Annotated in this window: 17 protein-coding genes; 4 read left to right on the forward strand and 13 right to left on the reverse strand. The window is 55.8% G+C overall.

Annotated features, from left to right (window positions below; all coding sequences use genetic code 11):
• Positions 1–7: 7 nt before the first annotated feature.
• The 4 genes from A7Q03_RS05720 to def are packed head-to-tail and all read right to left on the reverse strand — an operon-like array spanning position 8 to position 3,287.
• The gene (locus A7Q03_RS05720) at positions 8–604 is read right to left on the reverse strand and encodes a DUF4390 domain-containing protein (RefSeq protein WP_067448097.1); all 597 of its coding nucleotides are present in this window, start codon (positions 602–604) and stop codon (positions 8–10) included.
• Positions 567–1,826 (reverse strand): 16S rRNA (cytosine(967)-C(5))-methyltransferase RsmB, encoded by a 1,260-nt coding sequence (gene rsmB / locus A7Q03_RS05725; protein WP_067448099.1) that lies wholly within the window; start codon positions 1,824–1,826, stop codon positions 567–569. The genes A7Q03_RS05720 and rsmB overlap by 38 nt, the downstream gene beginning before the upstream one ends.
• On the reverse strand, positions 1,823–2,758 hold the full coding sequence (gene fmt / locus A7Q03_RS05730) for a methionyl-tRNA formyltransferase (protein ID WP_067448101.1): 936 nt from the start codon (positions 2,756–2,758) through the stop codon (positions 1,823–1,825). Before fmt ends, rsmB begins: the two co-directional genes overlap by 4 nt.
• Positions 2,759–2,783: 25 nt before the next feature.
• Entirely contained in the window at positions 2,784–3,287 is a 504-nt protein-coding gene (gene def, locus A7Q03_RS05735) for a peptide deformylase (RefSeq protein WP_067448103.1), read from the reverse strand.
• A 187-nt stretch (positions 3,288–3,474) separates the two neighbouring features.
• Between def and A7Q03_RS05740 the strand changes: the two genes are divergently transcribed.
• Positions 3,475–4,734 carry a LysM peptidoglycan-binding domain-containing protein gene (locus A7Q03_RS05740; RefSeq protein ID WP_067448105.1) on the forward strand — a complete coding sequence of 420 codons (1,260 nt, stop codon included), beginning with the start codon at positions 3,475–3,477 and terminating at the stop codon, positions 4,732–4,734.
• A 762-nt stretch (positions 4,735–5,496) separates the two neighbouring features.
• Here the strand turns inward: A7Q03_RS05740 and htpX are convergent.
• The 3 genes from htpX to A7Q03_RS05755 form a co-directional block, all read right to left on the reverse strand.
• Positions 5,497–6,354: a protease HtpX gene (gene htpX / locus A7Q03_RS05745; RefSeq protein WP_067448107.1), complete on the reverse strand. Its 858-nt coding sequence runs from the start codon at positions 6,352–6,354 to the stop codon at positions 5,497–5,499.
• A 293-nt stretch (positions 6,355–6,647) separates the two neighbouring features.
• Positions 6,648–7,958: a M23 family metallopeptidase gene (locus A7Q03_RS05750; protein ID WP_082880699.1), complete on the reverse strand. Its 1,311-nt coding sequence runs from the start codon at positions 7,956–7,958 to the stop codon at positions 6,648–6,650.
• Between the two features lie 242 nt (positions 7,959–8,200).
• Positions 8,201–9,427: a YihY family inner membrane protein gene (locus A7Q03_RS05755; RefSeq protein WP_067448109.1), complete on the reverse strand. Its 1,227-nt coding sequence runs from the start codon at positions 9,425–9,427 to the stop codon at positions 8,201–8,203.
• A 195-nt stretch (positions 9,428–9,622) separates the two neighbouring features.
• Here A7Q03_RS05755 and rlmH point away from each other — a divergent pair, with 195 nt between their 5' ends.
• From rlmH to ispD, 3 genes are all read left to right on the forward strand, one after another.
• On the forward strand, positions 9,623–10,093 hold the full coding sequence (gene rlmH, locus A7Q03_RS05760; RefSeq protein WP_067448112.1) for a 23S rRNA (pseudouridine(1915)-N(3))-methyltransferase RlmH: 471 nt from the start codon (positions 9,623–9,625) through the stop codon (positions 10,091–10,093).
• Positions 10,094–10,679: 586 nt separating this feature from the next.
• The gene (dnaQ, locus tag A7Q03_RS05765) at positions 10,680–11,402 is read left to right on the forward strand and encodes a DNA polymerase III subunit epsilon (RefSeq protein ID WP_067448114.1); all 723 of its coding nucleotides are present in this window, start codon (positions 10,680–10,682) and stop codon (positions 11,400–11,402) included.
• Positions 11,399–12,106: a 2-C-methyl-D-erythritol 4-phosphate cytidylyltransferase gene (gene ispD, locus A7Q03_RS05770; protein WP_067448116.1), complete on the forward strand. Its 708-nt coding sequence runs from the start codon at positions 11,399–11,401 to the stop codon at positions 12,104–12,106. The genes dnaQ and ispD overlap by 4 nt, the downstream gene beginning before the upstream one ends.
• A gap of 155 nt (positions 12,107–12,261) precedes the next feature.
• Here the strand turns inward: ispD and A7Q03_RS05775 are convergent, their stop codons facing one another.
• The 6 genes from A7Q03_RS05775 to A7Q03_RS10180 form a co-directional block, all read right to left on the reverse strand.
• Positions 12,262–12,888 (reverse strand): NAD(P)-dependent oxidoreductase, encoded by a 627-nt coding sequence (locus A7Q03_RS05775; RefSeq protein ID WP_067448118.1) that lies wholly within the window; start codon positions 12,886–12,888, stop codon positions 12,262–12,264.
• Between the two features lie 154 nt (positions 12,889–13,042).
• On the reverse strand, positions 13,043–14,875 hold the full coding sequence (gene hutW, locus A7Q03_RS05780) for a heme anaerobic degradation radical SAM methyltransferase ChuW/HutW (RefSeq protein ID WP_067448120.1): 1,833 nt from the start codon (positions 14,873–14,875) through the stop codon (positions 13,043–13,045).
• Between the two features lie 389 nt (positions 14,876–15,264).
• Complete coding sequence (locus tag A7Q03_RS05785; RefSeq protein WP_067448122.1) at positions 15,265–16,932, reverse strand: AMP-binding protein; 1,668 nt, start codon at positions 16,930–16,932, stop codon at positions 15,265–15,267.
• A 116-nt stretch (positions 16,933–17,048) separates the two neighbouring features.
• Entirely contained in the window at positions 17,049–18,155 is a 1,107-nt protein-coding gene (gene mnmA / locus A7Q03_RS05790) for a tRNA 2-thiouridine(34) synthase MnmA (RefSeq protein WP_067448124.1), read from the reverse strand.
• Between the two features lie 54 nt (positions 18,156–18,209).
• Positions 18,210–19,667 (reverse strand): ribosome biogenesis GTPase Der, encoded by a 1,458-nt coding sequence (gene der, locus A7Q03_RS05795; RefSeq protein WP_067448126.1) that lies wholly within the window; start codon positions 19,665–19,667, stop codon positions 18,210–18,212.
• An 89-nt stretch (positions 19,668–19,756) separates the two neighbouring features.
• Positions 19,757–20,326, reverse strand: coding sequence for a hypothetical protein (locus tag A7Q03_RS10180; protein ID WP_153705541.1), 570 nt, complete (start codon positions 20,324–20,326; stop codon positions 19,757–19,759).
• Positions 20,327–20,457: the final 131 nt, after the last annotated feature.

The following is a 20,457-nucleotide window of genomic DNA, read 5'->3' on the forward strand; positions in this document are numbered from 1 at the left end:
TTTCCCTTTATTGCTGGCTGATGAGCAGTTTGCGCCAGCCGGAATCGAGCTGCCAGCTCTTCGAGGTTTCGCCGTTGATTTGGAAAGGGCGCGGCAAATCGCTGATGCTCAGGCTCAAGCGCACATCTGCGGCTACATCGGCGGGGGTGGTGTCGGAGAGTGTGCCTTTGTCGAGCACTTGCCAGTTGGCCACCGCACCGACGGCTTTCAGTGCGGTGGGCAAGGTACCGTATTCGGTGGCAAACGAGCCGACGCTGACACGGTAGCGGTCGGTGAGCGGGTGATAGGCGAGTTTGTAGTTGATGGTTTGCGCCGAGCCGACCAGCTGGCCGAGCCGCCAGCGGTAGGCGGCCAGGGTGGGCGACTGCAAGCGGTAGCTGAGTTGGAAATTAAGCGGCACGCCTTGTTTGAGGGCTACCTGAAGCTGGCCGGGCAGCTCGGTTTGGAAGCGGCTGTTTACCGACAGGCGGCCATCAGTGGTGAGCGTGGCGCTGGAACGGGTAACGTTGATGCCTTCTGCCCGCGCGCCCACGGCTGCAAAAGCCAGCAGGCAGCAGGCGGGCAGGCTAAGCAGTTTTGTGGATAAGCGCGTAATAGAAGCCATCTTGGTGCGGATTGGGTAACAGGGTTTCGTTGCGTGTACAGGTAGCGTCGGAGTGGCGTTGCAAAAAGGCTTGCAGCTGGCTGCCGTTTTCTTCGGCAAACAGCGAGCAGGTGGACAGGAGCATTCTGCCGTCGGGCTTGAGCGTGCGCCACAGGGCATCGAGCAGATCGGTTTGCTGGGCGGCCGTGCTCTTGGCATCCTGCGGCCGGCGCAGCCATTTGATGTCGGGATGGCGGCGGGCAACGCCTGAAGCGGTGCAGGGTACGTCGGCCAATACGGCGTCGAACAGGGGGCCATCATAACACGAAGCCCATTGCCGTGCGTCGGCAGCGTGTGGCTCGGCGCTTAGGCCGAGACGACTTAGATTGTCGCGCACTTGTTGCAGGCGGGCGGGGTCGATGTCGATGGCGGTAAGCTCGCAGTCTGCCCATTCGAGCAGGTGGCCGCTTTTGCCGCCGGGTGCGGCGCAGGCATCGAGTACGCGTTCGCCGTTTTGCACGTCGAGCCAGGCGGCGGCCTGTTGTGCCCCCCAATCCTGCACGGATACGAAGCCTTCGGCAAACAGCGGCAAGGCGGACACGGGCACAGGTGTGGCGAGCATCATGGCGTGGCTACCGAGGATTTCGGCCTGCATACCGTGTTCGGCCAAGATTTTCAGGTAGCCTTCCGCATCGGTGTGCCGGCGGTTGATGCGCAGGGTCATTGGCGGATGGCTATTAAAGGTTTCGGTGATTTGCAGCCAGTGTTCGGGGTAGTCTCGCTGCAGCCGTTCGAGCCACCAGCCGGGCAAGTTGTAGCGGCCTTCCAGGCTTTGCTGCGCCTGCTGCATCAGGCTGTCGCGCTCGCGTAGGAAACGGCGGAGCAGGGCGTTGGTGAGGGCTTTGTATTGGCCTTTGCCGATTTTACCGGCAGCGCGCACAGCTTCGTTTACCACGGCATGGGCGGCATTGCGGCTGTAGGCGAGCTGGTAGAGTGCGGCCAATATCAGGCTGTGGATGTCGGCACGGGGCAGAGGCTTGTTCAGCATCAGGCCGAGCAGGGCGCGCAGGCTACCTGAAAAACGTTGGCAGCCGTAGGCAATATCTTGCAGCGCGCCGCGTTCTTGGGTGGAGAGCTGTGGGTGGTCGCGCCAGATTTCGGCCAGGACGTCGGACAGATTGCGCCCGGCTTCAACGGCAGCCACGCTGTGGGCGGCGAGGGTTTGTATGTTGGCCAAGCTCATGTGTTTTCCGCTCCGAATCGGCTGCCGACGGCGACAGGGTGGCCGGCCAGAAAGGCAGCGGCTTCCATGCGGGCGCTGCCGGCGGGCTGAAGGGTTTGAATCAGCAGCGAGCCGCTGCTGCAGGCTACCTGAATACTGTTTTTATCGGCTTGCAACACGCTGCCGGCCACGCCATTGGCCGGGCAGATTTGTGCAGCCCAGATTTTCAGCGGTTTGCCGTGGTAGTCGCACCAGGCGCCGGGCACGGGGTTGAAGGCACGGATGCGGCGTTCGATAGTTTCGGCGGGCTGCGTCCAATCGATTTGGGCATCGGCTTTACTTAATTTGTGGGCGTAAGTGATACCGTGTTCAGGCTGGGGCTGGGCGTTGCGTTGAGAATAGTGTTGCAAATCGGCAACAATGGCGCGCGCACCGATTTCGGCCAGTTTGTCGTGCAGGGTTTGGGCGTTGTCGCTGGGGAGAATCGGGCAGGGATGGCGGCTGATAACGGCACCGGTGTCAAGCCCGGCGTCCATTTGCATGATGCAGATGCCAGTTTCGCTATCGCCTGCTTCAATAGCGCGCTGGATGGGTGCGGCACCGCGCCAGCGCGGCAACAGCGAAGCATGGATGTTGAGGCAACCGTGGTGCGGAATGTCGAGCACGGCTTGCGGCAGTAACAGACCGTAGGCGGCCACCACCATGACGTCGGCTTCCACAGTGCACAGCATTTCTTGTGCAGATTCGCTTTTCAGGCTTTCGGGTTGGGCTACCTGAAAACCGAGTTCGAGCGCGGTTTCTTTCACGGGCGAAGCTTGCAGCTTCATACCGCGCCCTTTGGGGCGGTCTGGCTGGGTGAGCACCAGCGGGATGTCGAAGCCGGCCTGGGCAATGGCGCGCAGGGCGGTGGCGGCGAAATCGGGGGTGCCGGCAAAAATGACTTTGCGAATCATGGTTTCAGGTAGCCTCTTGCTCGGGTTAGAGCGTGTGTTTGTCGAGTTTCTTCATTTTGGTTTTGATGCGTTCCTGCTTCAGGCGTGACAGATATTGCACGAAAACTTTGCCGTCAAGATGGTCGACTTCGTGTTGGATGCAGATGGCTTGTAGGCCGTCGGCATGAATGGTGTAGGGCTTGCCTTCGGCATCCAGCGCTTCGGCCACGATGCTTTCGGCACGGGTTACTTTGTCGTATACACCCGGCACCGAGAGGCAGCCTTCTTCATACACGGTTTCGCCGTTGCGCTCCAAAATTACAGGGTTAATCAGCACTTGCAGCTGGTCGCGGCTTTCAGACAAGTCCATCACCACCACACGCTCGTGCACGTCCACCTGTGTGGCGGCTAGGCCGATGCCCTTTGCTTCGTACATGGTGTCGGCCATGTCGGCCACCAGTTTTTTGATGCGTTCGTCCACTTGTTCTACCGGTTTGGCCACCAAGTTCAGGCGGGGGTCGGGATAGCGCAAAATATTCAGTAAAGCCATTTGATTTCTCTCTTAAGTGTGCATAGATAGATACGTTCTTGTTGCAGTTGTAACGGTTTTTTCGCCTGAATACTGGCGCAAGATACCTAAAATGTTCTATGATTCCGTTAATTTCATCAACAACAACGTAAATAAAGCGTTATCAGGTTCGTTAATCCTAACGTTAATCCTAAAGGGAAACTCTCTCATGAGAAAACATATTATAACCTTGCTTTGCGCCATTGGCTTGACTGTTTCTGCATTGCCCGTCGAGGCCGGGCCTCTGCGTGTGCGCCCCAACGCTCCTGCACGCTACACCGTGCGTACCGGCGACACCTTGTGGGGTATTTCCGGTAGATACCTTTATCGCCCGTGGAAATGGCCGCAGCTGTGGGGTGCCAACCGCCGCACCATTCGCAACCCTCATTTGATTTATCCGGGTCAAGTGCTGGTGTTGCACTATGTAAACGGCCAGCCGCGCTTGCGCGTAGATAACGCTGGTGGTATTCCCACCGTTAAGCTGCAGCCGCGCGTGCGTGAAACTTCTTCCGGCTACGGCATCTCCACCCTCAATCTGAACTACTACCGCATGTTCATGAAACACCCGCAGGTAATTGCCCGCCGTGCCACCCAAGATGCACCGCGCATCATCGCCGGCCCGGAAGGCAAAACTATGTATTCTCTGGGCGACCGCATTTATGCCTACGGCGTTACCGAATCAGGTGAATACCTAGTTTACCGCCCGATTAAAGATATTCGTGATCCCGAAACAGGCAAATTTATCGGTCAGCTGGTAACCTTTAGTGGTAAACTGGCTACCTTGCCGGTAACCAGCACCGCCTTGGCCGAGCGTTCCGAGCGCGACCGCCAAGCCCTGCCTGACAACCAATACTACACCCGCCTACACCCTTTGGTGAAAGTGCCGACCGAAACCGCACAGGCATTGCAGATTCGTGAGCAAGTGGCTGAAATCCGCCAAGGCGATTACCTGCTGCGTTATAACGGCGAAGAAAACGCTTTCAATATGATGCCCCACGAGCCCGAAAACCAGGTGCGTGCCCGCATCGTGGATGTGTTGGACGGCATCAGCGAAGCTGGTCGCTTCAGCACTGTTATCCTGAACAAAGGTTCGGCTGATGGTTTGGATAAAGGTACTGTGGTGAGCCTGTACCGTCAGAGCCGCCAAGTGCGCACCGATATCAATCCGAGCCCGACTGTGAAATACGTGAGCATCCCGGCTGAAGAAATTGGTTTGGCCATGGTGTATAACGTGGGCGAACACGTTTCTTCTGCCATTGTGCTGGAATCTAGGGTAAACGTATCAGTGGGCGATTTAGCTACTGAGCCCGGCCACGATTTGGATGACATGGGTCATCAGTACCGCCATGCACCCAATGACCCGCAAGGCCCGTATGAATACGACCACCATCAATACGACTTCCGCAGCAATATCGATCCAACCCGCTAAGCATGAAACAGTGTGATTGAATAAAAGGCTACCTGAAAAGTTCAGGTAGCCTTTTTGTTGCGGGAGAGGGCAGAGTGTTGAATAAGGAGTAGGGATACAGTTGAAGCAGACAGCGGGTAGTGTGGGTTTGAGCTCGCTGTGTACTAATCTATATTCACATTGTTGTTGATGGGTGTGTGTTAGTGGGTGTGGTTGGCATTGCGATATCGATATTTTGTTTTACCTGCTGTTTCCAGGTTTCAGGTAGCCTTGAGTTAAGCATTATATCGGACATAAGTATCCAAGCTATGGCTAGTTGAAATGCTGTGTCCAAAGTTTCTGCATGGTAGGGGTGATGTGGAATTCGTCGTCCGAGTCTTCGTCGAGCAGTGCCAATAGTGTACGAGCGGATGGGAATTCTGCCATTGCTGCTCCAGCAGGGCGGAAATGGTATGTTCGATTGCCGGATCGTGGATGGCTTCTACAGCTAGGTAGATATTGAATGAGGCAAGGTGAGCCCCATCAGGGTGTGCTGTTCTTGGCATGAAAAACTGCCGGTTTCGTAGGCAGAGATGAATTCGGGCAGGTGTCTGGGGTTGGCGTTCCCAATTCCCTGTCTTGCATATCGGGGAGGTAGACAAGGCCGGGAAGGCTGCTGAGTTTTCCATAGAAGTACATAGTTTAGATATGTTTTTCTATTAGAAGGCTACCTGAAAACCACTTGCGGTTATTTCAGGTAGCCTTTTGCTATTTGGACTGGCAGAATCCGCTTACCAAATCGATTTAATAGTTCAGCCGTTGCAGGCGGGCGATGCGGTCGTCGAGGGTGGGGTGGGTGCTGAACAGAGAACGCAGGGTGTTGTCGTTGATGCCCATGGCGGCCATGGGGGGCGGCAGGCTGCTGTGGCTGCCTTTGAGCCGTTGCAGGGCACAGATCATTTTGGGCGCCCCCACCAGTTTGGCAGCTCCGGCATCGGCACGATATTCGCGCTGGCGGCTGAACCACATCACGATGATGCCAGCCAGCCAGCCGAAGATCACTTGGAATACCATGCTGACTACGGTTTGGATGGCGCTGCTGCCGCCATCGTGCTGCCGGTTTTGACGCAGGGAGGAGGCAATAACGGAGGCGATGATTTGGGAGAAAAACAGTACAAAGGTGTTCACCACACCTTGAACCAGGGTGAGCGTAACCATGTCGCCGTTGCCGACGTGTGCCATTTCGTGTGCGAGCACGGCTTCCACCTCGTCACGGTTCATGATTTGCAAGAGGCCGGTGCTGACGGCAACCAGTGAGCTGTTGCGGCTGGCGCCGGTGGCGAAGGCGTTGGGCTCAGGCGACTCATAAATGGCAATTTCGGGGGTTTGCAGGTTCCATTGTTTGGCCTGGACTTCCACCACGCGCACGAGCCAATCTTCGGTTTCGTTGCGCGGCTGGCGGATAACGTGGGCGCCCACGGCCTGCTTGGCGCTGCTTTTCGACATGATGAGGGCAATCAACGAGCCGGAAAAGCCGGTGATGGCGGAGAGCAGCAGCAGGCCGGAGATATCTTGCGGATTGAGGCCGAGCAACCCGAACAGCAGGCGGGCAGCCAGGAGTACGGCCATATTGGTGAGGAGAAAGAGGATTATGCGCTTCACGGTATTGGTCTGGGCGGTTTGATTTCAGGTAGCTTTTTGGCTTCTGCTTTTGTTTACTGCAGGCTGCTGCGGCATAGTGCCGCTGTGCCGCTTTAGCGGGAATGCTGTTTGGTGTGCTGTTTGACGTGGCAGTTTCTTGGCGAAACTGGTTTATTGCTTTTATGCGGTAAAGCTGAGGTTTCAGGTAGCCTTTTATTGTTGCGGCAATCAGGCAATATATTGCCATAAAATCGCTGCTTTGAGGCTACCTGAAAATCAGTTTCTTGGTTTCTTATCGTTAAATCAACCGGCCATCAATCCAGCTGGGCGACGGTTTTGCCGATGCCGCGCAGTTGGGCGAGTTTTTGTTCCACAGTTTGCTGCTGGCGACGGAATTCGGCCAGCTCGGCAGTGGTGAGCCGTTTGGCGGGCAGGGCGACACCGGCGGGGTTGACCGGCACGCCGTTTAGGCGCACTTCATAGTGCAGGTGCGGGCCGGTACTGCGGCCGGTGGTGCCGATGAAGCCGATGATGTCACCGGCGCGCACGCGCTGACCGGGGGCGGCGTTGGCGGAAAACGCGCTCATGTGGCCATAGAGCGTTTGCATGCTGTCGCTGTGGCGCAGGATCACGGTGTTGCCATAGCCGCCTTTGGGGCCGCGGAATTCCACGATGCCGTCTGAGGGGGCGTGAATCGGTGTGCCGGTGGGGGCGGCGTAGTCAATGCCGGTGTGCATGCGCAAATAGCCCAATATCGGGTGGACGCGCACGCCGAAGGGTGAGCTGATGCGGCTGCCGGGCACGGGTTGGGTTTCGAAGCCTTTTTTCAGTGGCTGGCCGTGTTCGTCGTAGTAGCGGCCGTTGCCGTCTTCGCCGAAATAGTAGGCGCGGTAGAGCTTGCCTTGGTGGCTGATTTCCACGGCGAGGATGTCGCCCATGGAAATCTGCTGGCCGTGAAAGTAGTTTACCTGATAAAGGATGCGCACGGTGTCGCCAGCTTCGAGCTTATAGAGATCTAGCCGGTTGCTGAACAGTTCGCGCAGGGAATCGCGTACTTCGGCAGGGATTTCGGCACGCGACATGGCGCCGGCGGTGGTGCCGCTGGAGCGGATGATAACGGATTTGAGCGTGGACAGGGTGGTGGTTTTCACGTCATCGGTTTTGGCCTGCCAGCGGTTGCCGGCATAGGCTAAATCAACCAGTTGGGTTTCGCCGTTATCGTCGTCGTTGAAAAATTGCACTTGCACGGGGCGGCGCTGGGCATCGAGCCTGAGGCTGACGGTTTGGTCGGGGTGCAGGTGGGGCTGTTTGCCTTCTGAGGCGGCAGCTTGGGTGATGTCTTGAATTTGCTGGGCGGAAAGGTTGAAACGCTCCAACACGTTGCGCAGGGAGTCGCCGGGCTGGATGACTTCATCGCTCCAGTAGCCGGTGGCCGGGGTTTTGCCTTTGGCGCGCACGGTGGCGAGTTTTTCCACAATGCGTTTGCTCTGCATCGCGCCTTCCGGCTTGGCGGAGGCGGCAGCGATGATGGCAATTAAAATGAACACGCCCAGCAGCGCAGCGGCCGCAACAAGGACGATGCGGGCACGGCGTGGCAGGCGGGAAAATAGGGCGGATGGGGACACGATTTGGCAGGATGCCGTTGTGGCAAACGGGTCTATCAGAAGCGCGCTATTTTAATGGATAGGCAGGGCAGGGCGGGTGCCGCTTTGCGGTTTTTTACTTGTTATTGAACTAGGGTGCGGCTGGAAACCGACACAGGGGATGCAAATGGTTGGGCTTAATTGGGGATTTTGGCTTCAGGTAGCCGGTTTTTTGCGTAAAGGGCTACCTGAAATCCATATAACGCTTTCGTGTGTTAACCATCTTACTGCTGATTGAGCTGGATAAATTCGGCCATGGTCATATCAGCGGCGGTGATGGCTGGGGTCATGATTTGCTGCACGGTACGGCCGATGGAATCGTTGGTGTGGGTATGGCTGCCATACACGAACAGCTGGAATAAGTCGGCCACGCGGATGGCTTCGGGGCTGGTTTTCAGCATCCAGCCGTTGCGCAGGCTTTGCGCAATGTAGCCGCGTCGGGCAAGTTGTTCCAACAGATCGCCAAGCTCGTCGTAGCCCAGCTGGATGTGGCGTCGGAACTGTTGGGTTTTCAGGCTTTTGCCTTGGCTTTGCGCTTGGGCGAGCAGGGTGAGGATGCCTAAGGCGTCGTGAAACCGCGTGCCGTGGCAGCCTTGGCGGCGGAAAGCGTCGCCCTCCCAATAGGAAAGCGAGGCGGCCAGGAGCGCGCCGCTGAGGATGACAATCCAGTTTAAGTTGAGCCACAGCAGAAACATTGGCACGGCGGCAAAGGTGCCGTACACCAACTGATAGTTGTTGAAGTTGGCCACATACACGCCGAAACCGCGCCGCAACAGCTCAATAGACACCGCCGCCAGCGCGGCGCTGATCAGGGCGTGGCGGATGGGCACATAGCGGGCGGGCACGAGCTTGTAGAGCAGGCAGAGCATGCTCCAGGTGGCGGTGAGCGCCACGCCGAACTGTACGGCGGATGCGAGGAGCGGGTAGTGCAGGTAAAACAGGGTGCGCCGCAGAAACACGCCCCACAGCGAGAGCCCGAGCCCAACCAGCAGGGGGCCGATGCTCAGCAGCGCCCAATACACCAACACGCGGGTTACGATGCTGCGCGGGCGTTTCACCCGCCAAATTTGGTTGAATGTGCGCTCGATGGTGTGCACCAGCATTAGCGAGGTGATGATCATCATGGCGATACCGATGGCGGTGAGGCGGCTGGCGTGGTCGCGGAATTGGAAAATGTAGTCGCTCACCGCCGCCACGCCTGCCGGCATCATGATTTCCGACACCAAGCGGTGAAACTGAGCGGAAAAATCAGCAAACACGGGAAAGGCAGATACCACCACCACGACCACGGTAAACAGCGGCACCAAGGCCAGCAGTGTGGTAAATGTGAGGCTTGACGACACCTGCGGAATGTTCACTTCATAAAAACGCGTATAGAGGAAACGGGCAAACGCCAGCGTACGCGAGTGGCGCAGGGGTTCGGGCAGGGAGAATTTGGGCAGTAGGCGCATGGCGTGTTGGGGCTGCCTGAAAACCTGTTTTGGTTTTTCAGGTAGCCTGTGTATTTGGTTTAAATGATGCTGGCTGAATGTTTTAAAATAATAGAGTTGCGGGCCAACCGAATCAGTCGGCCTGCCGTATTGTAAAATAATGTTATTGAAAAGACAAAACCACCCTGCTAGGGCAGGGCGGGAGCGAGGCAAACCATGAACATCACCATATTGGCCGTGGGCAGCAAAATGCCCAGTTGGGTGGACAAAGCCGTGAAGGAATATGCCAAACGCTTCGGCCGCGACATCAAATACACCCTGAAAGAAATCAAGCCGGAAAAGCGCGGTGCGGGCGTGAATGCGGCGCAGGGCATGGCGGCGGAAGAAAAACGCATCTTGGAAGCCATGCCGGCCGATGCGTTTTTGGTGGTGTTAGACGAGCGCGGCGTTGCGCCCACTTCGCAGGAGCTGGCAGGCTACCTGAAAAAATGGCAGCAGAACGGGCGGCATGTTTGCATGGTAATCGGCGGGGCAGACGGGCTCACCAAGCGCATCAAACAACAAGCCGGCCTGATGCTGCGCCTCTCTAGCCTCACCCTGCCGCACGGCATGGTGCGCGTGTTGCTCACCGAACAGCTGTATCGGGCGGTGTCGATTCTGCATAATCATCCGTATCATCGTGAATAATGTTTCATTTTTAATATGATTTGAATATAGCTAAAGCGCTTATTTCTTCCTACTGCATAGGCTCGCCTTGTCGTAACTACTCGTACTGTCTGTGGCTTGCAGCCTTGTATAAAAATATGTTTTAGCTATTTACATATACCTATGCCGCACATAAAAAATTGCCCCGGCAAAAGCGGGGCGCAAAAAGGAACACAAACCACTACCAAAACTAAACATCTCGTAACAGAGCGAAATGCTGAAATTTAGCAGTTCAGCACAAGATAGAACCGTCTTACTTTACTGAACGTGCATGTATTATACCGAAGAATGGCTATATCATCAAATGATAATTATTACTATTAACGTAGATATCGTGTAATAATTTGTTAATCCTACAAATCATTTTTACTGCCAGATAAGCTAATTCGAAGTATTGCCGCATTGCCGGCCAAGCAGTCTTTGCTGCAGTCTAACAAACTAGTATGTGTTGGCTTGCCTTACTGCATGTGTGTACTATCTGCGGCTCGCTGCCTTGCCTTGATTTAAAGTTAGTCCGCTATGAGTTAAGATGCTTCCCATTTGCCAACATTATTAAAGCTATACTCCGATGAAACATTTGCGCCAAATCATTCTTGATACAGAAACCACCGGTTTTTATTATGATCGCGACGATCGCCTCATCGAATTTGCCGGCCTGGAAATGATCGACCGCCGACTTACCGGCAACTATCTGCATTTATACGTCCACCCCGAGCGCGACATTCCTGAAGAAGCCGTCAAAGTGCACGGCATTACGCTGGATAAGCTCGAAGGCAAACCCAAGTTTGCCGAAATCGGGCAACAGATTGCCGATTTTATTGCCGGTGCCGAGCTGGTTATCCACAACGCTCCCTTCGATGTGGGCTTTCTCAACGCCGAATTCCGCCGAGCCGGCCTGCCGAGCGTGGAGGAGCTGACTGCTAATGTAGTGGATACGCTGGTGATGGCGCGCGCCATGTATCCCGGCCAGAAAAACTCACTGGATGCCTTGTGTACCCGCCTCGAAGTGGATCGCAGCAAACGCGTATTCCACGGCGCATTAATCGACTGCGAACTGCTGAGTGAAGTTTATCTGGGCATGACCCGCTCGCAATTCAGCTTGGCCGACCAGTTTGCCGAAGAAGAAAGTGCCGAAGCCGATGCGCCCGCTGTGGTGATCGCGCCTACCGAACGCCCGGCGCAACTGAAAGTGCTGGCTGCCAATGCCGAGGAAAACGCTGCACATGAAGCCTACCTGGACGAGTTGGACAAAAAAGCCGAAGGCGGCAGCATCTGGCGGAAAACGCCATGAGCCGCTATTTCGCCCTCGTGCCCGCGGCCGGCGTGGGCAGCCGCTTCGGCGCCGCCCTGCCCAAACAATACGTGCGGATAGCAGGCCGCACCGTGCTGGAGCACACCCTGTGTCGCCTATTGGCCGAGCCGCAGATTGTTCAGGTAGCCGTGGTGTTGGCGCGGGATGATGCGTGGTTTGAACAGGAAGTGGGGGTACCTGAAAACTTGGCTGCCAAACTGCGAACGCTGTATTGCGGCGGCGAGAGCCGTGCCGAAAGCGTGTTTAACGGGCTGAATTCGCTGCTGAAACACGGCGTGATGCGGCCGGACGATAAAGTGCTGGTGCACGATGCCGCCCGCTGCTGCCTGCCTGCTGAAGCCTTGCGGCGGCTGTTGCAAGAAGCAGGGCAGCATCCGGTTGGCGGCATTTTGGCTTTGCCCGTGGCCGATACCCTCAAACGTGGCAACGGCGAAAATCACATTGCCGAAACGGTGAGCCGAAGCGGTTTGTGGCAGGCACAAACCCCGCAGCTTTTTCCCGCCGAGTTGCTGCAACGGGCGCTGGCTGCCGCCAATCCGGCGGAGATTACCGACGAGGCCTCCGCCGTTGAACAGCTGGGTTTGCAACCCCTGCTGGTGCAGGGCGACAGCCGCAATTTGAAACTGACTTGGCCGGCAGACGAGAGGATTGCACGGCTGCTGTTGCAAGATGAGGCTACCTGAAAAAGCCAAGCTTCTTTTGCTTGGCTGAATATTTTTCAGGTAGCCCTTATTGTGCTTGAGGCTACCTGAAAGTTCCATCTGGTTTTCAGGTAGCCTGAAATAACGGGCAAACTGCTATTTGGAAGCGGTTTGCCCGTTGGTTTTGGCTGGATGGTTTAAGCGGCTTCCCCGGAAGTCACCGAATACACCTTACCATCATGCCCGTCTTCATCGATGATTTGGCGCACGGCGGTGGCGAGGGCGGTGCGGGTCATGTATTGGCGGGGGATGGCGGGGAGCTGTTCGTGCAGCTGATAGGTGGTGTCGTCGCCGTTGGCAAGGCCGCAGGGGCGCAGGATGGTCCAGGCGAGGGGGCTTTGGCGCAGGGCGTTTTCGGCTTCGGTTTTGGCGGCCACGGCTTCGCCCAGAGCTTGTTTGAACATGTCACTCATCAGCGCGTATTGTTTGCCACAGCCCATGCTGGTAACGAGGATGAGGTAGGCTTGGGGGGCGTGCTGTTCGAGGGCGCGGATGATGTGGATGTTGCCGGTGGCGTCGCTGCGGATGCCTTGTTCGTTTTTGCCGCCGACAAAGCTGACGACGGTGTCGGGCCGGTATTGCTGTATGGCTTGGGCGACGGCTTCTGCGTCGAGTGCGTCGGCAACGGTGGTGCGGATGTGGTGTCGGGCGAAGAAGTCATCGGTTTCAGGTAGCCTTAATGCGGCTACAGCAGCTTGGGGGTTGGGAAGCCGTTGGATGAGTTGGCGGCCGCTGGAGCCGTTGGCGCCGAATATCATCAGCATGGTGGTGCTCCTGTGGGGAAATGGTTGGGAGGTTTGCGCGGATAAATATTCCGGCAAGAGTGCAGGCTGCCTTTTGGTTTTAGCTTCACAGAAACTACGCCTTCACTATGTGAAGACTGCATTTCCAGGTAGCCTTCAAACTATCCGGGTGGGTTTAGGCGAACAGGGCGCGCATGGCTTGGATTTGGTTTTGTTTGAGTTCGCCGGCTTCATCGCGGCCGACGAAGATTTTGAACATGGCGCCGCCGTTGCGGTTGACGAAGTTGAGCGACACGGTGTCTTTGCCCATGAAGGGGCGTTCGATCAGGTAGATGGCGGCGCAGTTTTCATAATAAATGTGGCCGTGGATGCCGCCTTCTTCGGCATGTTCGAAGTTGTAGAAGCCGCGGCCGACTTTACCGTTGGGGATTTTCCCGGTTACTTCGGCAATCACGTCGGGGGTGTGGGCGATGAAGGTAACGGCTTCGTCCCAGCCGGCAAGGGCTTGCATGATTTCGACAAAGCGGTTGCCTTCGGTTTTCTTGATGAGCTGTGCAGGCAGGCAGTTGATCACGTCTTCAAAGCTGCATTGGTGCTGGCCGGCAAGCATTTCGAGGATTTGGCCGGGTTTTTCGGCCAGAGAGTTGCGCAATACGGTTTGCTGTTCGGTAGAGAGTTTTTGCATAGTGCTTTCCTTTTCATCAGGTGGGAGGGATATCATCAGTTTACGGGTGAGGGTGGGCGACCAGTAGCGGCCGCTGGTGTTGAGAATGGCCTGGCCGTTCTCGTGGATGGTTAGGAGCTCGGCTTGCTGCCATTGGCGCAGTAGGGTTTGCGCTTCGGCGTTGTCGGCAAACAGGGTGGTGTCGATGCGGCCGAGTTCGATGTCGTGCTGCACTTGGCCGAGCAGGGTTTTGTGTCGGCCGTGGCGGCTCATGAAGGAGAGGGCTTTTTGGCCGGCAGGGGCTTTCAGGTAGCCTTTTAGGTCGCTCTGCACTTGGTAGCTGAAGCCGCCGAAGTTGCCGCCTGCGCCGGAACCGAAGGCGAGGCAGGGCATATTGGATTTGACGAGGGTGTTGTAGCGGTTGCGCTCGCCGCGGCCGGGATAGGCGAAATGGTTGTTGCTCACTTGCTGCCAGCCGAGCCGCGCCAGTTCGCGCACGGCGTAGGCGTAGTGTTGGGATTGCACATCAAAACCGAACAGCGGCGGGAATGCGCCTTTTTCAATCATGCGGTTGATGGGCAGGAAGGGGTAGCAGTTGAAGGCGTAGGTGTCGAGGCCCGACAGGGGCAGGCCGGCGGCGCGTTCGATGTCGTGCGCCCAAATTTCATCGGTTTGGCCGGGCAGGCCGAAAATCAGGTCGGCCACAATCACAGCATCGAGGCCGCACAGTTCTTTCAGGTAGCCATAGGCTTCTTCGCCGCTGTGTTTACGGCCAAGGCGGCGGCGGATGGTGGTGTTGAAGGTTTGAATGCCGATGGAAATGCGGTTCACGCCGGCTTCAACGGCGGCGCGGGCTTTGTCGAGCCCGAAATGGCTCATGCGGCCTTCAAGGGTGAATTCGCAATCGTCGGCCAGCGGCAGGTATTGGTAGCAGGCGCGGATGAGGCGAACTAGGTCGGGCGTGTCGAGCGCGGTGGGCGTGCCGCCGCCGAAATACACGGCTTGGATTTTGCCGCTGCCGCTGCGCTGTTCGGCTTCAGCGGCCAGCTCATCAATCACTTTGTCCACATACGCGCCGCCATGCTCTTCTTTCCAGGCGTTACGGTAGAAACCGCAGAACACGCAGTGGTTGGCACAGAAGGGGATGTGGAGGTAGGCCAGGCCGTCTTCATTGAGCGAATGGGCGATTTGGCTTTGCCACAGTTTCTGCCATTGCGGCATCGGCACGGGCACGCCGCCCCAAATCGGCATCAACGCCTGCCTTTCGGGAAAGGCTTGCGGCGCAGCTTCTTTCGACGGCCAGCGGATGGTTTTGATGGTTTGTGGGGTGGTGGCAGCAGACATAGACTTTATTTATTGGCAGATAGTAAACAAAATAGGAATTGATTCTACTACATGGAATGGTGTTGCTGAAATAGCAGAGTAGAAGCGTTTTCCTTTACCTTATTCTAGTGGTTTATTTTTATAAGATTTCTGTATATTTAAAGCAATTATTTCTTCATGCTGCGTTGGTTCGCTTCTCCATACTCCTGTACTGTCTTCAGCTCACCGCCTTGTATGCAAAAATAATTGTTTCAGCTATAGGGAAGGCTACCTGGAAAACGAGGTGGTGGTTTCAACTAGCCTTTGGTATGCTGAGCGGAATTGTTGAAGCTTAATTTTGCTTTACTGTGGTTTACAAAAAATAGGCAGCTGGTGTAGACCGAGCTGCCCATTTTTTGCCTTGCTGCCAACTACTGTTTCTCTTCCCGCAGCTCGCGGCGCAGGATTTTGCCCACGTTGGATTTAGGCAGCTCGTCGCGGAACTGAATGTCTTTTGGCACTTTATAAGCGGTGAGCTGGGTGCGGCAGAAGGCGATGATTTCTTCGCGGGTGAGTGCCGGGTCTTTTTTCACCACGAAAAGCCGCAGGGCTTCGCCGGTTTTGTTGCTGGGCACGCCGATACAGGCGGCTTCCAGCACCATCGGGTGTTTCGCCACCACTTCTTCCACTTCGTTTGGATACACATTGAAGCCGGATACCACAATCATGTCTTTTTTGCGATCCACTAGTTTGATGAAGCCTTGTTCGTTCATTTTCACTATATCGCCGGTAGCGAGGAAGCCGCGCTCGTCCAGCACAGCGGCGGTTTCTTCAGGGTGTTGCCAGTAGCTCTGCATGATTTGCGGGCCTTTAATATACAATTCACCGATTTCGCCCAGTGGCACTTCGTTTCCTTCACTGTCACGGATTTCTACCTCGGTGTTGGAGATGGGCAGGCCTACGGTGCCATTGTAGTCGCTGATGTTCAGCGGGTTGGCGCATACGCCGGGACTGGCTTCGGTGAGGCCGTACACTTCCACAATCGGCTGGCCGGTGAGCGCTTTCCATTGTTCGGCCACGTTTTCTTGCACCGCCATGCCGCCGCCCAGGCACAGTTTCCAGCTGGAGAAATCCACGCTTTGAAAATCGGGATGGTGGAGCAGGGCATTGAACAGAGTGTTTACGGCGGGCAGCACGCTCACGCGATATTTTTTCAGTTCTTTGATGAAAAATTTAATATCGCGCGGGTTGGTGATGAGCAGGTTTTGCGCGCCGATGCGGGTGAAGATCATCAGGTTTACCGTGAGCGCGAACACGTGGTACATCGGCAGCGCGGTTACCACCAGTTCGCCCTCGACAGTAAGGTTGGATTGAATCCACTCTTCGGCCTGCAGCATATTGGCGCAGATATTGCCGTGCGAGAGGATGGCGCCTTTGGATACGCCGGTGGTGCCGCCGGTGTATTGCAGAAAGGCGGTGTCTTCGAGCGTAACCGGCACGGGATGGAAGATGTGCGCCGCGCCTTGCTTGAGTGCGTGGTTGAAGCGCACGAAGTGGGGCAGATCGTAGGGCGGCACCATTTTTTTCACATGGCGCACAATCAGATTCATCAGGCCGCCTTTGAAGAAGCCGAGCAAATCGCCCACCGAGGCGAGGATAATGTGTTTCACATCGGTTTCGGCCACCACTTCGGCCAGCGTGTGGGCAAAGTTTTCCAACACCAGGATGGTGGTGGCGCCGCTGTCTTTCAGCTGGTGTTGCAATTCGCGCGGGGTGTAGAGCGGGTTTACGTTCACCACGATGCCGCCGGCCTGCAAAATGCCGAATACGGCCACGGGGTATTGCAACAGATTGGGCAGCATCACGGCCACGCGGCTGCCTTTTTCCAGCTTGAGTACGTTTTGCAGATAGGAGGCGAACTGCTCGGCCAGGCGCGCAGTTTGGGCATAGGTTTGCACCTTGCCGAAGTTGGTGAAGCCGGAGCGCTTGCCATAGAGGTAGGCGGTTTCGTGGAATACTTCGCAGATTGAGCTGTAGCGGCGCACGTCGATTTCGGGGCGTACACCTTCCTGATAGCTTTGCAGCCAGATTTTTTCCAATTTGGTCTCCTGATAGGGGCTACCTGAAAATTCAGCTTCGCAGCAACTTGCCGCACTGTGCTTTCAGGTAGCCTTTAAGGTTTGTGTTGCTGGGTTTTATGTTTGGTTTAAAGGGGTTAAACGCCTGCGCCGGCTTGGTCGATAATGCCGCCGCCCAGACAGACGTCGCCATCATACAGCACGGCGGATTGGCCGGGGGTAACCGCCCATTGCGGCGCGTCGAATACCAGCTCGGCAGAGTCATCACCCAAATAGCGCAGTTGGCAGGGCGCATCGGCCATGCGGTAGCGGGTTTTGCAGGTGTAGCGGCCTTCGGGTGGGCGGCTGCCGTGTGCTTCGCCGGGGTTTTTAGGCAGCGTCCAGCTTAATTGGCTCATGGTGAGGCTACCTGAAAATAATAGCGGGTGTTGGTGGCCTTGCACCACGATTAAGCGGTTGGCGGCCAAATCTTTGCCGGCCACAAACCACGGCTCGCCTGCGCCGCCGATGCCTAAGCCTTTGCGCTGGCCGAGGGTGTAGAACATCAGGCCGACGTGTTTGCCCACGACTTTGCCTTCGGGCGTAACCATATCGCCTTCGCTGGTGGGCAGGTATTTTTGCAGAAACTCGCGGAAGGGGCGCTCGCCGATGAAGCAGATGCCGGTGCTGTCTTTTTTGGCAGCGGTGGGCAGGCCGGCTTCGGCGGCAATGCGGCGCACTTTGGGCTTTTCCAAGTGGCCGAGCGGGAAGAGGGCGCGTTCGAGCTGGGAGGGCTGAAGGCGGTAGAGGAAGTAGCTTTGGTCTTTGTTGGCATCCAAGCCTTTGAGCAGGTAATGCTTGCCGTTGCGCACTTCTTTGCGGGCGTAGTGGCCGGTGGCGATGGCTTCGGCGCCTTGCTCGATGGCGTAATCCAAAAAGCATTTGAATTTGATTTCGGCGTTGCACAGCACGTCGGGGTTGGGGGTGCGGCCGGCTTGGTATTCTTGCAGGAAGTAGGCGAATACTTTGTCTTTGTATTGGGCGGCGAAATTGACGATGTCGATGTCGATGCCGATGATGTCGGCCACGGCGATGGCGTCGAAAGAATCCTGCTTGATGCTGCAGTATTCGTCGTTGTCGTCGTCTTCCCAGTTTTGCATGAACACGCCGTGCACTTGGTGTCCCTGCTGCTTGAGCAGGTGGGCGGTTACGGAGGAATCGACGCCGCCGGACAGGCCGACGATGATGTTTTGCGGGGTAGGCATAATGTTTGGTTTCTAGGTGGGGCTACCTGAAAGTTTTCAGGTAGCCTTTTAATTTTAAGATTGGCCTTGCCGTTTTTTCACGCTCACTTGGCGTTTTTTGGTTTTGGCTTTGCTGCGGGCTTTTTCGTCGCGTTTGGCGATGCGGTTGCTCAAGGTGGTGCGGCGCAGGGGTTTGTTTTTGGTTTTTTCCGCCGTATCTTCGTAGGGGTTGTCGGAAATATTGTATTGGATGCGCAGCGGCGTGCCTTGCAGGTTGAAGGCTTTGCGGAAGGTTTGTGTGAGGTAGCGGGTGTAGCTGTCGGCCACGTGTTGCAGCGAATTGCCGTGAATCACGATCACGGGCGGGTTCATGCCGCCTTGGTGGGCATAGCGCATTTTCGGGCGCACTAGGCCGGCGCGGGCGGGCTGCTGGCGTTCGATGGCCGATTGCAATACGCGGGTGATTTTGGGCGTGGGCATTTTGATGAAGGCCGCGTCGTAGGCCGATTGGATGCTGGCAAACAGGCCGTCGATGCCGCGTTCTTTCAGGGCGGAAATGAAGTGGAATTTGGCGAAATCGAGGAAGTGCAGCTTGCGCTCGATGTCTTTTTTAATCGCGTTGCGCCGCTCTTCGGAAATGCCGTCCCATTTGTTTACCGCCACCACCAGCGCCCGCCCGGCCTCCAGCGCGAAGCCGGCGATGGTCGCGTCTTGGTCGGCAATGTCTTGCTGCGCGTCCAGCACCAATACGGCCACATTGGAGGCTTCTACTGCCTGCATGGCTTTGATGACAGAAAATTTTTCCACCGCTTCTTCCACCTTGCCGCGGCGGCGTACGCCTGCGGTGTCGATGATGGTGAAGGGCTTGCCGTCGCGTTCGAAGTCGATATGGATGCTGTCGCGGGTGGTGCCAGCCATATCGAAGGCAATCACGCGCTCTTCGCCCAAAATGGCGTTCACCAGCGTGGATTTACCCACATTAGGGCGGCCGATGACGGCGAACACAGGGTGTTTGACTTCGCTGTCTTCTTCTGCGGCTTCGGGGAAGTTTTCCAGCACTTCTTCCATCAGATAATACACGCCGTCGCCGTGCGCGCCGGAAATCACGTGTGGTTCGCCCAAGGCCAGTTCGTAGAATTCGGCAGCCAGCACATCGCGGCGGCCGCCTTCGCCTTTGTTCACGGCCAGATACACGGGGCGCGGACTTTGGCGTAGTCGGTCGGCGATGATTTTGTCTTGCGGCGTAAGGCCGGCGCGTGTGTCCACCAGGAAAATCACGGCATCGGCTTCATCTACGGCCTGCAGGGTTTGCTTGGCCATTTCGTGCAGAATGCCGCTGTCCACCACGGGCTCGAAGCCGCCCGTGTCCACTACCAGATAAGGCTTGCTACCGACTTTGCCGTGGCCGTAGTGGCGGTCGCGCGTGAGGCCGGGCAGGTCGTGCACCAGCGCGTCTTTGGTGCGCGTGAGGCGGTTGAACAGGGTGGATTTGCCCACATTGGGGCGGCCGACTAGGGCGATGGTGGGTTTCATGATGTTAGTCTTTCTGTATCAGGCTGCCTGAATGCGGGTTCGGGCGGCGAGCAGGTGTTTTATGAATAACACAAGATAATAGATGGAGACTATTGTTTTAATTTAAGATTAATGTTTTTTAGAGTTTCAGATATCTGTTTAATGCTATTTGAAATAGTTATTTCTGGAGTATCTCCCAACCTTCCAAAAACCTCATAATCATTCATGCTTAGGATATATTTATTATATTCTTGCTTGGTATCAGTAGGGTGTCTTTTCCATTTTATCAAGATTTCAATTGATGAAAAATCGTAAAGGTATTCATAAGTTGCAAAAGAACAGGTTAGTTTTTGATTAGGCTTTAATATACTAATTTTTCTAAAAGGTAAGCTATCTGTATTTGATCCCATCTCTCGCTTAAGTGATGGTGGATATACGATTTCGATATCATAGGCTGTTGCGTTGCCGGTATTATCTACATGAATATCAAAGTGGTTCATTGACCATTGGTTTGGTATAAAGGTTACAACGACATGAGGCTGTGAAACAGCATCTGCCATTTTTTCAGTGGCAATTGCTAATGTTCTTGTTAATTTGCCAATATATAATGCTGCAATAGCAGAGATAATTGTTGCTATGAGGCTTAAAATTTCTGACCAATTTATTCCTATAGGTGTCATTTTTTAAATGAATTATTTACTGGAGAATAAGATTATAGCTTGTTATGGGTTAGTACGGATAAGTATTCTTCAGGTAGCTTGGTGTGGGAGTAAGGCTACCTGAAACCAAAAACCTGCCGTTCCTAAAAAAC

Source organism: Eikenella sp. NML99-0057 (assembly GCF_001648535.1).
In the GTDB taxonomy this organism is placed as follows: domain Bacteria; phylum Pseudomonadota; class Gammaproteobacteria; order Burkholderiales; family Neisseriaceae; genus Eikenella; species Eikenella exigua.